Origin of the sequence: Synechococcus sp. W55.2 (genome assembly GCF_047461635.1) — a bacterium.
Taxonomy (GTDB): domain Bacteria; phylum Cyanobacteriota; class Cyanobacteriia; order Thermostichales; family Thermostichaceae; genus Thermostichus.
The window spans coordinates 33,457-48,224 of the sequence record NZ_JANSHM010000015.1 but is presented as its reverse complement, the minus strand read 5'-3'; the positions used below and the strand labels follow the sequence as shown (position 1 = coordinate 48,224).

Sequence of the window (14,768 nt, the reverse complement as noted above, 5' to 3'; positions counted from 1 at the left end):
GGTAGTAATCCGTACTGAACATATTATACATTATTTTCAGTATAGTTGAGCTTATTATTGACTAGAGTCATGCTCTCTGCTGATTGTTGCCCAGGGGGAGCGGGCCGGAAGGTGCGCACCAGAGTGACGTTGTTGGACGAAGGGGTTGGTGCTGGGACTCCATAGACGGCAGGGGGTCAGGGAAAAGTAGCTCTGAGCCATGGCCGATAATAGGACTGTCCTCTTGCTATCCCGCTTTCTATGCCCAGCTCCATCATTTCCCCGGAAAACCTGCTGGATCTCTGTGAACAGGGTGTGTACAAGGCGTTGGCCGCTGGAGCCGACCAGGCAGAAGTGTTTGCCAACTCAGGCCGGGAAACGGAAGTCACTTTTGAGAAAAATGACCTCAACCTGGCCCGCAGCAGCAGCGAGACCCTGTTCGGCATCCGGGTTTTCTGCGACGGCAGGCTGGGCTTTGCCACCTCCAACCGCCCGGAAGAGCTGGTCGAGACGGCGGCTGAGGCTGTAGCCATGGCCAAGGCTTCGCCGGCGGATCCCCTCAACGGGCTGCCGGAGCCCCAACCTTTGCCCCAGGTGCCCTTTGCCCTCGACCCAGGCCTGCTGGAACTGGATGCCGCCGAGCTGACCCAGTTGGGATCCCAATTGCTGGAGTGGGTGCGCTCCAAAGACCCTCGCATCACCATCGACAGCGGCTCCCTCAGCGTGGAGGAAGAGACCCTGGCCATCGCCTCTTCCACCGGCATCCGGGCCAACTACCACAGTGTCGAGGCGGGGGGATCCCTGTTTGGCATGGCCATCGACGGGGACGAGGTGGGCAGCTTTGCCTACGACGGCGACAGTGTGCAGAAGCGGGCTGATCTGGTGCCGGCGCTGGAGCGGGCTTTTGATCGCTTTGTCCAGAAATGCGTGGGCGCGCTGGGGGCTGGCGAGGGGGAGAGCTTCCGCGGCCCCATTGTCCTGCCGCCAGATGTGGTGGAGGAGTTTCTAGGGGATCTCCTCTTTGTGCTGGGGGCGGATGCGGTGCGCAAAGGCAAAAGCCCCTTGGCGCAAAAAATGGGATCCCGGATCGCCAGCCCGTTGCTCACCGTGGTTTCTGAAGGCCTGGGCCTGCCCGGCTACCCCATTGAGCCCTTCGACCGCGAAGGGATCCCTCGCCAAATCACCCCCTTGGTTCACGAAGGGATCCTCTGCAACTTCATGTACAACAGCTACGAGTCCCGCGCTGCTGGCGTTCCCTCCAACGGCCATGCCACAGGGGGAGCAGGCAGCCTGCCGGGAGTAGGGCCGGCTTGCCTGAGGGTGGCCCCAGGGACAACCCCCCTGTCCGAGCTCTACGCGATGGATCGGGGAGTTATCGTCACCCGCCTCTCCGGCAGCAGCAACCCCATTACCGGTGACTTTTCTGGGGTGGTGAAAGGGGGCTTCTTGGTCAAAGGCGGCGAGAAACGCCCCATCCTGGAGACCACCATTGCCGGCAATCTCTACGATTGTTTGCGCAATATCTCCGCCATTTCCCAGGAAGTAACGGTTTTCAACGGCACGGCTGCCTTTCCCGCCCTGCGCATTGAAGATGTATCCATCACTGCGGGCTAAGTAAAGCTAGGGGTGTCGAGATCCCGGCAACAGCGATTAACCTCATTCCCAAAAGCTGCGGAGTTGTTCCCATGGGCCAGGAGATCACCTGCCTCCGTTTTGGTACTGCAGACTTTGCTCAGTTTGCAGCTCGGCTCCAGCAAGAGACGAAGTTGCTCGAGCGCTGGTTGGCCGGTGCGCCGGGGCTGGATCCCGCCTGCCGGCCCTTTGCCCAGGGATCCCCGGTGGGCGGGTTTGAGCTGGAGGCGTGGCTGGTCACCCCTCAGGGGGATCCGGCCCCGATCAACTCAGCCTACCTGGAAGCGGTGAATGATCCGCTGGTGGTGCCGGAACTGGCCCAGTTTAACGTGGAGATCAACAGCCGGCCCCAAGTTTTGACCGGCTTGGCTCTGCGGCAGTTTCAGCAAGAGCTGGGCCAAACGTGGGATCGCTGTTGCCAGGTGGCCGAACACTTGCAGGCGGGGTTGATGATGATCGGGATTTTGCCCACGGTGCAGCAAAAGCAACTGACCTTGGAGATGATCTCCCCCCGCAAGCGTTACCTGGCCCTCAATGAGCAAATCCTGAACTTGCACCGGCGTGAGCAATCCCAAGCGATCCCTTCCCTGGGGCTAGATATCGAAGGACCGGCTGGGCGGTTGCGGGTTACCCACCCGGACATCATGCTGGAAGCGGCAACCACCTCTTTCCAAATCCATCTGCAGGTGGCCCCCCACCAGGCAGCCCGCTACTTCAACGCTTCTCTCATCGCCTCGGCCCCTTTGGTGGCGCTGGCGGCCAATTCCCCCTACCTGTTCGGGCACGATCTGTGGGCAGAAACCCGCATCCCTTTGTTTGAGCAAGCTTTGGATGGGCCACCCCCGCCCTCCCCCACCCACTGCCCCCGCGTCACCTTCGGGCAAGGCTATGTACAGGGATCCCTGATGGAGCTGTTCTGGGAAAACCTGCATCGCTACCCGGTGGTATTGCCACAAAGGTTAGCCACTTCCCCATCAGAGCTGGCCCATTTGCGCCTCCACAACGGCACCATCTGGCGCTGGAACCGCCCCCTCATCGGCTTGGATCCCGTTCCCCACTTGCGCATCGAACAGCGGGTGGCAGCGGCAGGCCCAACCCTACCCGACATGATCGCCAACGCGGCCTTCTACTTTGGCCTGGTACAAGCCTTGGGATCCCAGCCCGTCCCCCCCGAGCAGGAGCTGAGCTTTGCCCAGTGCCGCGCCAATTTCTACACGGCTGCCCGCTTCGGCCTGGAGGCCCCCATCACTTGGCTCAAGGGTTGGCAGGGATCCCTGCGCCAATTGCTGCTGGAAGAGCTGATCCCCCAAGCAGAGGCGGGTTTGGTTCAACTGGATCTGGCCCCCTCCGATATTCAGGAGTACCTGGGCATTCTCCGCGCCCGGGTGGAGTCGGGGCAGAATGGGGCCACCTGGCAGCGCCGCTACGTGGCTCGGCATGGTAAAGATATGCAACAATTGACCTGTGCCTACTGGGAACGGCAGCGGCAAGGCCAACCGGTACACACCTGGGATCTCAGCTAGGGCTCTCTCCACAGCCGGTTGTACCAGCGGTGGGCCACCGCAGCGGCAGGGTGGACCCTTGCTCAAATTTCGAGCGGGCAGATTCTTGCTCAGAGGGTCTTTCGCGACCCGAGCTACCGCAGCGAAACGGTTCATTTGGACTCCCGCTCCCTCCCACTCTAGGGCCGGAAGCCAGAAGTTTGAATCGAGCCTCTTAGCCCAAACAGCATGCTCACCGTCCTCGATCATTTACCGGATCAACTGCTGGATCTAGAGGCCCATCAGCTTTACGACCGATTGGGTGGGCCAACCCTCATCCATCTGCCGGGGCGACGGGATCCGGCCCTGTTTGTGTCCGTCCTGCTGCACGGCAACGAAACCACCGGTTGGCAGGCGGTGCGGCAGCTCCTCCGCCACCACGCCCAGCGGGAATTGCCCCGTTCTCTTTCCCTTTTCATTGGCAACGTGCAGGCTGCCCGCCACCGGCAACGGCGGCTAGATGGCCAACCGGACTACAACCGCATTTGGGGCTCCGGCTCCACCCCCGAACATGCCATGGCCCAGGCCGTCCTGCAGCAAATGCAGCAGCGGGGCGTTTTTGCCAGCGTCGATATCCACAACAACACGGGCACCAACCCCCACTACGCCTGTGTCAATCACCTGGATGCCCCTACCCTGCACCTGGCCACCTTGTTTGGGCGCACCGTCCTCTATTTCACCAAGCCAGAAGGGGTGCAGAGCATGGCCTTCGGGCGCTTCTGCCCGGCGGTGACCCTGGAATGCGGCAAGCCGGATCAGCCCTATGGCACCCAGCATGCCTACGAATTTCTGGAAGCCTGCCTGCACCTGTCGGCGATCCCGCAGCGCCCTGTCCTCAGCCAAGATATCGACCTCTTCCACAGCGTCGCCATTGTCAAAGTCCCGGATCAGGTGAGCTTCAGCTTTGGGGAAGAGAATGGCGACCAAGAGGGATCCCCCTCCCACATCCGCTTCCCGCCGGATTTGGATCTCCTCAATTTTCGGGAGCTTCCCCCCCACACCCCTATTGGCTGGACGAACAACGGCTTCCACCTGGAGGTGCAAGACGAGCAGGGCCAAAATGTGGCGGATCGCTTTTTCTATGCCTGCAATGGAGAAATTCGCACCAGCGTGCCCATCATGCCGGGCATGCTCACCCTCAACAGCCGCATCATCCGCCAAGACTGCCTCTGCTACCTGATGGAGCGCTACCCCCTGGTGGGCTGAGCCGGGCTGCCAATTTCCCCGAGGGGATCCCCAAACCAGAACGGGTGGTGCTCCCCACCCCTGCAATAACAGACTCCCCGCTGGCCGCTGTACCCGTCCGCCGAGGGATGGTGGGTACGCTAACGTGGGACAGAGCGACCCCGCAAGCCCTATCCTGAAAACTGCCAACGGCACGCTGAGCCCACGGGATCCCTATGTTGCGCCTGCTGCGGATCGAGAACTTTGCCCTGATCGAGCAATTGGAGATCCCTTTTCGAGCGGGGCTAAACGTGCTCACCGGAGAAACCGGGGCCGGCAAATCCATCATCCTCGATGCGCTGGATGCAGCTCTAGGAGGTACAGCTCGGGCTCTGCGAACTGGCAGCGAACGAGGTCTGGTGGAAGCGATCTTCAGTCCTAATCCTGAACTGCAAGCCTGGCTAGAACAAGAGCACATCGACCCCCTAGAGGAGGGCCTGGTTTGTAGTCGCGAGCTGGTGTTGCGCAACGGCAAGCTCACCAGCCGCCTGCGGGTGAATGGGGTGCTGGTGAACAAAGCCCAGATGCTCAACCTGCGGGCCAAATTGGTGGAGATCACCGCCCAGGGGCAAACCGTTCAAATCCAATCTCCGCAAACCCAGCGCCGTTGGCTGGACGATTTTGGCGGCGAAGAGCTGTTGCGAACACGGGCGGAGGTGGCTGCCCTTTACCAAACCTGGAACCATCTGAAAACAGAGGTGGAATCCCGCCAGCAAAGCCAACAACTGCGCCTGCAACGGCTAGACCTACTGGAGTTTCAAGCGCAAGAGCTGGCCGCCCTGCGCCTGGAGGATCCCGACGAAATGGCCAAGCTGGAGCGGGAACGGGAGCGCCTGGCCCACCGCGTGGAACTGCAACAGCAAAGCTACGCAGCTCACCAATTGCTCTATCAAAACGACAGCGGCTCACCGGCCATCGCCGATCTGTTGGGCCAGGTAGAGCGGCTGCTCCAGACCATGACCCAGCGGGATCCCGACCTAGCCCCTCTGGCGGAAATGGTCAGCAGCGCTCTCATTCAGGTGGAGGAGGTGGGGCGGGAGCTGGTTCGCTACGGCGAGACGCTGGAGGCGGATCCCGGTCGGTTGAACAAAATTGAACGGCGCTTGGCGCAACTCAGACAAGCCTGCCGCAAATACGGCCCGACCTTGGCCGAGGTGATGGCCCATGCGGAGCGGGTGCAGACGGAGTTGGCCCAACTGCGAGGAGACAACACCGACCTAGAGGAATTGCAGGTGCGGCTGGACAAAGCTGCCCAAGACCTGGAGCGCCATTGCCAGGTGCTCTCTCAACTGCGGCAACAAGCGGCCTGTCAACTGGAAAAGGCCCTCATAGAAGAGCTCAGCCCGCTGGGGATGAGCGCAGTGCAATTCCGGGTGCAGATCCAACCCGGCCCCCCGACAGCAGAGGGGGTGGATCAGGTGAGTTTTTGGATTAGCCCCAACCCGGGTGAGCCTCTTCAACCTTTGGCCAGCATTGCCTCGGGCGGCGAGATGAGCCGTTTTCTGCTGGCCTTGAAAGCCGTATTCAGCCGCATCGATCCGGTGGCCACCATGGTTTTCGACGAGATCGATACCGGCGTGTCGGGCAAAGTGGCGCAAGCCATCGCCACCAAGCTGCACAGCATTGCCCGAGATCACCAGATCCTCTGCGTCACCCACCAACCCCTGATCGCTGCCTTGGCGGATCACCACCTGCGGGTTCACAAGGTGGTGCACCAAAAACGAACTTCTGTGCGGGTGGAGCTTTTGGGAGAACGGGAACGCCGCGAAGAACTGGCCCAACTCACTGCCGGTCACTCTGCCCAAGAAGCGATGACGTTTGTGGAGGCTCTTCTCAACCAAGCAGCTCAACTGCGCAAGCAGCAAATGGCCAGTCCCGCTTGACTCTCCTTCTGGGAAAGGGGAGGGGGGTGAGGGCCTCAACCACCCAAAAACAGCTCCAGCACCTCAGGATTGCTCAGCAGGTTGGGGCCGGTATCCTCAAAGCGGTTCTCTCCGGTGGACAAAACATAGCCCCAGTCCGCCATCTTCAGGGCCTGCTTGGCATTCTGCTCCACCATGAGGATGCTGATGCCGAGACGGTTGATCTCTTGCAGGAGGGCGAAGGTCTGTTCTATGTACAGCGGTGACAGGCCGGCGGTCGGCTCATCCAGCAACAACAACTGCGGCTCCACCATCAACGCTCGCCCTATGGCCAGCATCTGCCGTTGTCCACCCGATAGGGATCCCGCCGCTTGGCGTCGTTTCTCTTTCAGGGGTGGAAACAGCTCATAAACCCGCTCCAGTTGGGCGGCAGGGTTGTCGCGTCGGATGAAGGCCCCCATCTCCAGGTTCTCTTGCACGGTGAGGGAAGGGAAGACATTGTTGGTCTGGGGCACAAAGCCGATTCCCCGCTGCACCAGTTGCTCGGCAGGCAAGTGGGTGATGTCGGATCCCTGAAACAGCACTCGGCCTGAGCGGATGGTGGCCAAGCCAAATAAGGATTTCAGCACCGTCGATTTGCCGGCTCCATTGGGGCCGATGATCACCACAATTTGCCCGGGGTTCACCTTCAGGTGGATCCCCTTGAGGATGTCCACCCCCCGGTAGCCGCTGTAGAGATCTTGGATGTCCAGCAAAGGGGTCATGAGAGGGATCCCTCCGAAGGCAGAGGGGAGGGTTGGGGTGGGTTTAGGGAGTCGGCCAGTGCCACAGATCCCAAATAGGCCTCCCGCACGGCTGGGTTTTGTTTGATCTCCTCCATGGATCCCTGGGTGAGAACCTTGCCGGCAGCCATGACCACCACGTGGTCGCAGAGACGGGTCACCAGATCCAGATCGTGCTCGATGATGCAGAAGGTGCAGCCGCGCTCGCGGTTGAGATACTCGATAAAACGCATCAAATCCGCCAGCAGAGTGCGGTTGACGCCGGCCCCCGGTTCATCCAGCAGGATCACCCGCGCATCGGTCATCAAGGTACGTCCCAGTTCCAGGAGTTTTTTTTGCCCGCCGGAAAGGGTGATGGCCAGTTGATCCCGCAGATGGATCAGGTTCAGCCGTTCCAGAACCTCTTCCGCCCGAGCTTGCAGGTTGCGTTCTTGTCGTTGCACCCGCCGCCAACCAAACCAAGTGGCGAACAGGTTTTCCCCTATCTGGTTGGGGGGAACCACCATCAAGTTCTCCAAGACGGTCATGCGGCCAAACTCCCGCGGGATCTGAAAGGTGCGCACCAGCCCTCGACGGAACAGATGGTGAGGGGGCAGGCCGGTGATGTCTTCCCCATCTAGCCAGATGCGCCCGCTGCTGGGCCGAATAAACCCGGCGATGATGTTAAAGAGCGTGGTCTTCCCTGCCCCATTCGGGCCGATCAAGCCCGTAATCCGACCGGTTTCGATGCGGAAGGAACAGTGATCCACCGCGCTAATGCCGCCAAACCGCTTGGAGATGTCGTCGATAACAATCACGCCGCTGCCTCGGAAGAACCCCGCTGCCCAATGGGTTCAGTATTTCATAATGAGCCCAATTGCCGGGTTTGCCCATTATCCTTCCTGGATTCCTACGGGGGCAACTGCCCTTGGAGGTTGTAGCCGGCTTTGTAGCGGCCAAGGAACAAGCAAGATACGGAGTCTGGCCCGCCTGTTTTCTGGAGCCCTCTTTATTTTTGAGGGAATGGGGAACGCTTTGAGGTGAGCCAACGTCTGATGGATACGATTCAACACTCGGCTTTTGCGATCTGAGTTCTACTTTCTCTTCCCTCGCAGGAGGTTGTTGGTTATGTCTCGGATGAATAAACTCACTCGACGCGCTTTTGCGGCGGCGGCTGCCCTCACGGCTGCTGCTCTGGCCACCACTCTGCTGCCCGGCACAGCCCAGCAGGCGGCTCAAACGCCGGTCAAAATTGGGGCTCTGCTGTCTTTGACAGGAGATTTGCAGGCCTACGGAGAAAATTGCCTCAAGGGCATCAAGTTGGCCCTCGACCAAATCAACGCTGCCGGTGGCATTTTGGGATCCCCTGCCCAAGTGGTCGAAGCGGATGACCAGACGTCGGCTCAGCCGGCTATCGACGCAGCTCAGCGGTTGGTCAACGTGGAGAAGGTGGCCGGCATCATCGGCGCCTTGGGCAGTGGCATCACCATTCCGGTGGCCACGACGGTTTCTGTTCCCAATCGGATCCCGCAAATTTCCCCCGCTTCCACCGCCCCCACCATCACCACCCTAGAGGACAACGATTTTCTGTTTCGCACCGTTCCTTCTGATGCTTTCCAAGGGGTAGCCCTAGCTCAGGTCACCCGCGAAGAGAAGCTGGAGCGGCTGGCAGTCATCTACATCAACAACGACTACGGCAAGGGCCTCGCCGACAGCTTTAAGGCGGCCTTTGAAAAGCAGGGCGGCAAGATCACCAAGGCTGTTCCCTACGAGCCCGGCAAGGCTTCCTACCGCAGTGAGCTGACCCAACTCAAGGAAGGGGATCCCCAGGCGTTGGTGCTGATTGGCTACCCCGAAAACGGCGTGGTCATTTTGCGGCAAGCTTTGGAAGAAGGTCTATTTGACCGATTTATTTTCACAGATGGCATGCGCTCTCCCGATGTGGCAGCCCAGGTGGGAGCCGACAAGCTAGAGGGATCCATCGGCACCTCGCCCCAGGCCCTCACCGACAGCAAGGCCTACCAGACCTTTGCGGACGCCTACAAAGCTGCCTACGGGGAGCTACCTCCCACCCCCTACATTGACACCGCCTATGACGCCGCCTTCCTCTTAGCTTTGGCCATCCAAAAAGCCGGCAGCACCGATGGCACTGCCGTTCGCGATGCCTTGCGCCAAGTGGCCAATCCCCCCGGCACTGAGATCTTGCCCGGCGAGTGGGCTAAGGCGGTAGAGCTGCTGAAGAAAGGGGAAGACATCAACTATACCGGCGCTTCCGGCTCGCTGGACTTCGACGAGAAGGGGGATGTGGCTGGAACCTTTGCCCACTGGACGTTCCAAGGGGGGAAGGTGGTCGATCTGAAAGTGTTTGAGCCGGGGAGCTAATTTCCCCTGGGGCTCCTTAGCGGGGCCGGCTTCTCCTTCCAAGCTCAATCAAGACAATCAAGATGAGTAAGGCAGGCCTGCACAGAGCACTCTCTGCAGGCTTTTTTGTGGATCTGGGCCGCGCGGCTGTACGTCCCCAGCAGGGATCCCTCCCCATCACGTAGCTTTTTTTGCGGCAACTCAGCGGAGGGCAAAGCAGGCTAAAGTGTCGGCATCCTGGCGTCTTGTGGAGAATCCTCGATGTTGTCCACCCAACTCCTCCTCCCCGGAGTGGCAGCTCTGCTCGGCTTCGGGTTTGCTCCAGCCGTCCTGGCTCAGACTTCCCACACCCAGCAGATGGCGATCCTGAACGGCAACGCCACCACCCTGCAAAGCAACGTCCTGCAAAACACCGTCCTGATCCTGCCCAACGTTCCCCCACAACAGTACGCCGACAGTTGGGGCTGGAGGAGCAGCCGCTCTTTGCCTCCCACTCCTGCTCCCATCACCGGGGATCCCTGCGCCTGCCTTGAGCGGGGGAGGCTGCTTTTTGCACTCCAGACTGCCCAAGTCCGCAATCCGGTTCGCGGCCACGCTCGGATCTGGGTGGATGGGGATTGATATAATCCAGGGCAATTGTCCGCTGCTGGGCGGCAGAGGGTTTTAACGCAAGCTTGGCCCGGCTCTGCAATCTTGCTTTTTGGTGTGCGAGGGATCCCCATGAATCGTTCCAGGCAACTTCGCCCTTGGCTAACTTCAGCGCTCACCCGCGGGATGGTGCTCAGCACCGCTTTTGCGTTTGCTGAAGCGTCCCGTAGCGCTCTGCTGATGGGATCCCCGGCTTGGGCGCAATCGGTTCCTCAGCCCGGCACCCTCGACCTGCGCACCGGTGGCGACACCCCCGCCCAGCCCTCCCCCACCCCACCCCCCACTGCCGGCGAGCCAGAAGTGTTGGTAGCGGAGGTAGTGGTTGAGGGCACTGAAGATCCGGAGCTGATCAACCGGGTTTACAGCGTCATCCGCACCCGCGCCGGCGAGGTTTCCACCCGATCCCAGTTGCGGGAAGACATCAATGCCGTGTTTGCCACCGGATTGTTTGCCGATGTGCGGGCAGTGCCTTCCGATACGCCTTTGGGGGTGCGGGTCACCTTTGAGGTCAAGCCCAACCCAATCCTGAAAGCCGTGCGCACGGAAGGGGCGAAAGTTCTGGATCCGGAAGTGCTGCGGGCCGCCTTTGCCGACCAGGAAGGGCGGGTGCTCAACTTTGGCAAGCTGCAATCGGCGGTGGCCGAGATCGAGCAGTGGTACGCCGATAAGGGTTACGTGCTGGCCAAAGTGACGGATGTGCGCTCCTCTGAAGACGGCACCATCACCCTGGAAATCGCCGAAGGGGTGATCGAGGATATTCGCGTTCAGGGCAACACCAAAACCCGCGACTTCATCATCACCCGCGAGCTGAAGTCCAAGCCGGGGGATGTGTTTAACCGCAACCAAATCCAGGAAGACCTGCAGGCGGTTTTTAATCTCAACCTGTTTCAGGACGTGAATGTGGGGCTCAACCCCGGCCAGGATCCCGACAAGGTGGTGGTGGTGGTGAACGTGGAAGAACGTCGCACCGGCACTTTGGGAGGCACCATCGGCGTCAGCTCCGCCACAGGGGTCTTCGCCGGCCTCAACGTCTCCGAACAAAACTTGGGCGGCAACAACCAGAGTGCCAGCTTCAACGTGCAGGTGGGCACCAACGAAACCCTCTTCGACTTAAACTTCACCGACCCGCGGATTGCCACGCTGGACATTCCCACCTCCTACAACGTCAACATCTCCAACCAGCAGAGCTCCAGCTTTGTCTTTAATGAGGGATTCACCCTGCCCAATGGGGATCCCGTGCGCATCAACCGTCTTGGTGGCGGGGTGACTTTCTCTCGCCCGATTGGGGGCAATTGGCGGGCCAGCTTGGGCACCCGCATCCAATTTGTAGAAGCTCGCAACAGCAACGGGGAGCAGCAGCGCTTCGATGTGCTGGGCAACCCGATTACCTTCAGCGAGAGCGGCCAAGACAGCTACACCACCCTGCGCCTCGGCCTCATCAACGATACCCGCGACAACCCCAACAGCCCCAGCCAGGGCTCGGTCTTTCGCATCTCCACAGAACAGTCGGTACGTCTGTTTCAAAATGGCTTGAATGCCAACCGCCTCGAGGCCAGCTACAGCCAGTTCATCCCCGTCAACCTGTTTCAAACCCGCAGCGAGCGACCGCAGGTATTGGCCTTTGATGTGCGGGCGGGCACGACCATCGGCGACTTGGCTCCCTACGATGCTTTTGCCATTGGTGGCGGCAACTCGGTGCGGGGCTTTTTTGAGGGGGGTATCGGTTCCGGTCGCAGCTTTGCTACGGCAACCGCCGAGTTGCGTTTCCCCCTTTTTGACCCGGTGGGGGCAGTGGTCTTTGCCGACTACGGCACCGATTTGGGCAGTGGAGCTGCGGTGGCCGGCAATCCTGCCCTGGTGCGCAACAAGCCGGGCAGTGGTTTGGGGCTGGGGGTCGGCATTCGCATCCAATCTCCCTTGGGGCCGCTGCGCATCGACTACGCGGTTGGGCAAGGCGGAGCCGGCCAAGGCCAACTGCACTTCGGCATTGGCGAGAAGTTCTGACTTGGCCGTGGATCGGCTGCCGGCTTGCTATGGTGGGAGCAGGTGCTCGTCAGTGGAAGCAACCCATGAAACAGCAACTTGGCCAATCGTTCCGCGGCGGATCCCTGGCGCTCCTGCTGGGCCTCAGCTTAGCCCTGGCAGGGTGTGGGCAACTGGCGCGGCTGGGCATCGGCACAACTCCCATCGCCACCGTAGAGCAAAATCCCTCCCGCTACACCGATGTGTATGTCCGCGGTCGCGTGGTGAACCAGATAGGGGTGTTCGGCCAGGGTGTGTATGAGCTCCAAGACAACAGCGGTTCCCTTTGGGTCATCACCGACAAGGGGCTGCCGGCCATGAACAGCACAGTGACCGTGCGCGGCAAGGCCCAAGAGGGGATTGTGGTGGGGGGACGCAGCTTCGGGGTCTCGTTGGTGGAAGCAGAGCGCTTCTAGCCTGCCCCCAAAGCCAACATGGAAACGCGGCCTGCCAAGGTTTTGGCAATCTGCTTCAAGGCCCGGGCTGAAGCCGACTCAGGTTGGCCGATGACAATAGGCGTACCCATATCTCCCCCTTGGCGCAGGGCGATTTCCAGCGGGATCCGCCCCAGCAGCGGGACACCAAGCTCGCGGGCCGTGGTCTCTCCCCCTTCTGAGCCGAAAATATCGTACTGGCGATCCGGCAGGTCGGGCGGGACGAAGTAGCTCATGTTTTCCACAATACCCAGGATGGGCACCCCCAACTGCCGAAACATGTTCAAGCCCTTGCGACTGTCCAGCAGGGCCACCGATTGGGGCGTGGTGACGATCACAGCTCCTGCCAGCGGCACTGCCTGCACTAGGGTCAATTGGGCATCGCCGGTGCCGGGGGGCATATCTACAATCAAGTAGTCCAACTCTCCCCACTGCACCTGATAGAGGAATTGCCGGATCACCCCGTTCAACATCGGCCCCCGCCAGATCACCGGCTGATCCCGTCCCACCAAGAGGCCCATCGACACCATCTTGACGCCGTAATTTTCCAAGGGGAAGATGTCTTCGCCGCCATCTTCCCGTTTTTGCACAACCAGAGACCGATCCTGCAGGCCCAGCATCAGCGGCACATTGGGACCGTAAATATCGGCATCCAGCAGCCCCACCCGCGCTCCACTTTGGGCCAGCGCCACGGCCACATTCACCGACACCGAAGTTTTGCCCACGCCCCCCTTGCCGCTGGAAATGGCGATGATGTTGCGCACACCGGGGATGGACTGGCGATTCGGCAGGGAAGGGGAACGGGGGGTTTCTGCCGTTACCGTGACATCAATGGCTTCGATGGGGGTCAACCGGCGGATGGCAGCTTTGCACTCCTCGACAATGAATTCTCGCAAAGGGCAGGCCGGCGTGGTCAGCACCAGGGTAAAGGCCACTCGCCCAGGCTCGACGCGAATATCCCGGATCATGTTCAGTTCCACCAGGCTGCGGCGCAGCTCCGGATCTTGAACAGGGCGCAACGCTTCAAGGATGGCGGCAGCATCGAGGGTGGAGGTGGTCATGGAATCCAAAGGCTCAGCGGGTCAGTCCATATTTCACTCTAATCGGTTTTTCTCGGGTTCTTGTCGGCAGGGAAGGACAGCTCCAAAACGGGCTGCCACGCTAGTCCTGGGCAAGCAGGCTGGCCGAGGCTGATTCTGGTTGAAAGACAACGCTGTTGGCCGACGAGGGAGGGCAATTGTGCAAGCGCTGAGTGGGAGTTGGCTTGTGGTTGGGGCTAACGTTCTGGGCTCAGTTGATCCCTCTGCTGAAAAAGAGGGGATCCCGCCGCCTCTCAATCGGGGACGAGCGCCGGGCCATGCCAACTCTCTTTTCTGACTCGGCCTGGGATCCCTCCTGCCGTTACTTTTCTCGGTCACCCTACCTGCCTTGTGCGGTGAGTCCTCTGGGCCCCTGCCGCTGCCCCCACCACGCTGCGCGTCCAAAAGATGCTGCCTGGGCGTTCTGTCCACAACAAGAATAAACTGTGGTCTGTTCTCGTGCCGGTATCTCAGGAAATTCAAGGAATTGGTTGTGAAGCCAGGCAAAAGTATGGAAATCCGTCCTGCCACCGCCTTAGATGTGCCCGTTTTGTTTGACCTCATCTGCGCTTTGGCCGAGTACGAGAAGCTGAGCCACCTGGTAACGGGATCCGCTGATCTGTTGCGCCACTATTTGTTTGGCCCAGAGGCTTTGGCCTCGGCGTTGTTGGCAGAAGTGGAGGGGCAAGCGGTGGGATTTGCCCTCTACTTCCGCAATTTTTCCACGTTCCTGACCCGACCAGGGATTTACCTTGAGGATCTGTTCGTGTTGCCGGAGTTTCGCGGCAGAGGCATTGGCAAAGCGCTCTTGGCGCGGGTGGCTCAGGAGGCGGTGGCCAAAGGATATGGGCGGCTGGAGTGGATGGTTTTGGATTGGAATCAGCCGGCGATAGAGTTCTATCGACGCATGGGTGCCCAGCAACATCCCGAATGGATTCTCAACCGCGTGGTGGGTGCTGATTTGGAGGCTCTGGCTCGGCTGGCCAAGGATCCCTGTCGATCTTGAGCAAGCTCCCCTCTGTTACAGACCCTAGCATTCGTGACATCCTCCCGGCGCTCGTCCTACGGACAGAGCGCGGGCTTCCCTTGGCGTCAGCGGGATGGAGTCTTTACCTCGCGGTTGGGTATTCCTACCCCACGCCACTTGTCTAGGTCTACGACCCCCGACAGAACAACTGGACAGGTGGTTTCCCTTCCCCAGCATTCCTGGGTACTAAAAAGATAA

General features: G+C 60.4%; 13 protein-coding genes. 10 read left to right on the top strand and 3 right to left on the bottom strand.

Annotation, left to right across the window (positions count from 1 at the left end):
• Positions 1-240 precede the first annotated feature (240 nt).
• The 4 genes from NW828_RS05105 to recN all read left to right on the top strand — a co-directional run bounded on the left by NW828_RS05105 (position 241) and on the right by recN (position 6,259).
• Positions 241-1,593 carry a TldD/PmbA family protein gene (locus NW828_RS05105; RefSeq protein WP_414382108.1) on the top strand — a complete coding sequence of 451 codons (1,353 nt, stop codon included), beginning with the start codon at positions 241-243 and terminating at the stop codon, positions 1,591-1,593.
• 152 nt (positions 1,594-1,745) lie between these two features.
• Positions 1,746-3,134 (top strand): glutamate-cysteine ligase family protein, encoded by a 1,389-nt coding sequence (locus tag NW828_RS05100; protein WP_414382105.1) that lies wholly within the window; start codon positions 1,746-1,748, stop codon positions 3,132-3,134.
• A gap of 207 nt (positions 3,135-3,341) precedes the next feature.
• On the top strand, positions 3,342-4,358 hold the full coding sequence (locus tag NW828_RS05095; RefSeq protein WP_414382102.1) for a M14 family metallopeptidase: 1,017 nt from the start codon (positions 3,342-3,344) through the stop codon (positions 4,356-4,358).
• Positions 4,359-4,552: 194 nt separating this feature from the next.
• Positions 4,553-6,259, top strand: a complete 1,707-nt coding sequence (gene recN / locus NW828_RS05090) for a DNA repair protein RecN (protein ID WP_414382099.1) — start codon at positions 4,553-4,555, stop codon at positions 6,257-6,259.
• A 35-nt stretch (positions 6,260-6,294) separates the two neighbouring features.
• Here recN and NW828_RS05085 read toward each other — a convergent pair whose 3' ends face one another.
• Together NW828_RS05085 and NW828_RS05080 are read right to left on the bottom strand one after the other, a co-directional pair.
• Positions 6,295-7,002: an ABC transporter ATP-binding protein gene (locus tag NW828_RS05085; RefSeq protein WP_414382097.1), complete on the bottom strand. Its 708-nt coding sequence runs from the start codon at positions 7,000-7,002 to the stop codon at positions 6,295-6,297.
• The gene (locus NW828_RS05080; protein WP_414382094.1) at positions 6,999-7,817 is read right to left on the bottom strand and encodes an ABC transporter ATP-binding protein; all 819 of its coding nucleotides are present in this window, start codon (positions 7,815-7,817) and stop codon (positions 6,999-7,001) included. Before NW828_RS05080 ends, NW828_RS05085 begins: the two co-directional genes overlap by 4 nt.
• A 319-nt stretch (positions 7,818-8,136) precedes the next feature.
• Between NW828_RS05080 and NW828_RS05075 the strand changes: the two genes are divergently transcribed.
• From NW828_RS05075 to NW828_RS05060, 4 genes are all read left to right on the top strand, one after another.
• Positions 8,137-9,381, top strand: coding sequence for an ABC transporter substrate-binding protein (locus tag NW828_RS05075; RefSeq protein WP_414382092.1), 1,245 nt, complete (start codon positions 8,137-8,139; stop codon positions 9,379-9,381).
• Between the two features lie 240 nt (positions 9,382-9,621).
• Positions 9,622-9,981: a hypothetical protein gene (locus NW828_RS05070; protein ID WP_414382089.1), complete on the top strand. Its 360-nt coding sequence runs from the start codon at positions 9,622-9,624 to the stop codon at positions 9,979-9,981.
• Between the two features lie 99 nt (positions 9,982-10,080).
• Positions 10,081-12,012 (top strand): BamA/TamA family outer membrane protein, encoded by a 1,932-nt coding sequence (locus NW828_RS05065; protein ID WP_414382088.1) that lies wholly within the window; start codon positions 10,081-10,083, stop codon positions 12,010-12,012.
• 65 nt (positions 12,013-12,077) lie between these two features.
• Positions 12,078-12,446 carry a hypothetical protein gene (locus NW828_RS05060; RefSeq protein WP_414347463.1) on the top strand — a complete coding sequence of 123 codons (369 nt, stop codon included), beginning with the start codon at positions 12,078-12,080 and terminating at the stop codon, positions 12,444-12,446.
• Here the strand turns inward: NW828_RS05060 and NW828_RS05055 are convergent.
• The gene (locus NW828_RS05055) at positions 12,443-13,525 is read right to left on the bottom strand and encodes an Mrp/NBP35 family ATP-binding protein (RefSeq protein WP_414382085.1); all 1,083 of its coding nucleotides are present in this window, start codon (positions 13,523-13,525) and stop codon (positions 12,443-12,445) included. The two genes, NW828_RS05060 and NW828_RS05055, sit on opposite strands and share 4 nt — an antisense overlap.
• Before the next feature lie 296 nt (positions 13,526-13,821).
• Between NW828_RS05055 and NW828_RS05050 the strand changes: the two genes are divergently transcribed.
• Complete coding sequence (locus NW828_RS05050) at positions 13,822-13,986, top strand: DUF6464 family protein (protein WP_414382113.1); 165 nt, start codon at positions 13,822-13,824, stop codon at positions 13,984-13,986.
• A 68-nt stretch (positions 13,987-14,054) separates the two neighbouring features.
• Positions 14,055-14,549: a GNAT family N-acetyltransferase gene (locus tag NW828_RS05045; protein WP_041436262.1), complete on the top strand. Its 495-nt coding sequence runs from the start codon at positions 14,055-14,057 to the stop codon at positions 14,547-14,549.
• Positions 14,550-14,768: the final 219 nt, after the last annotated feature.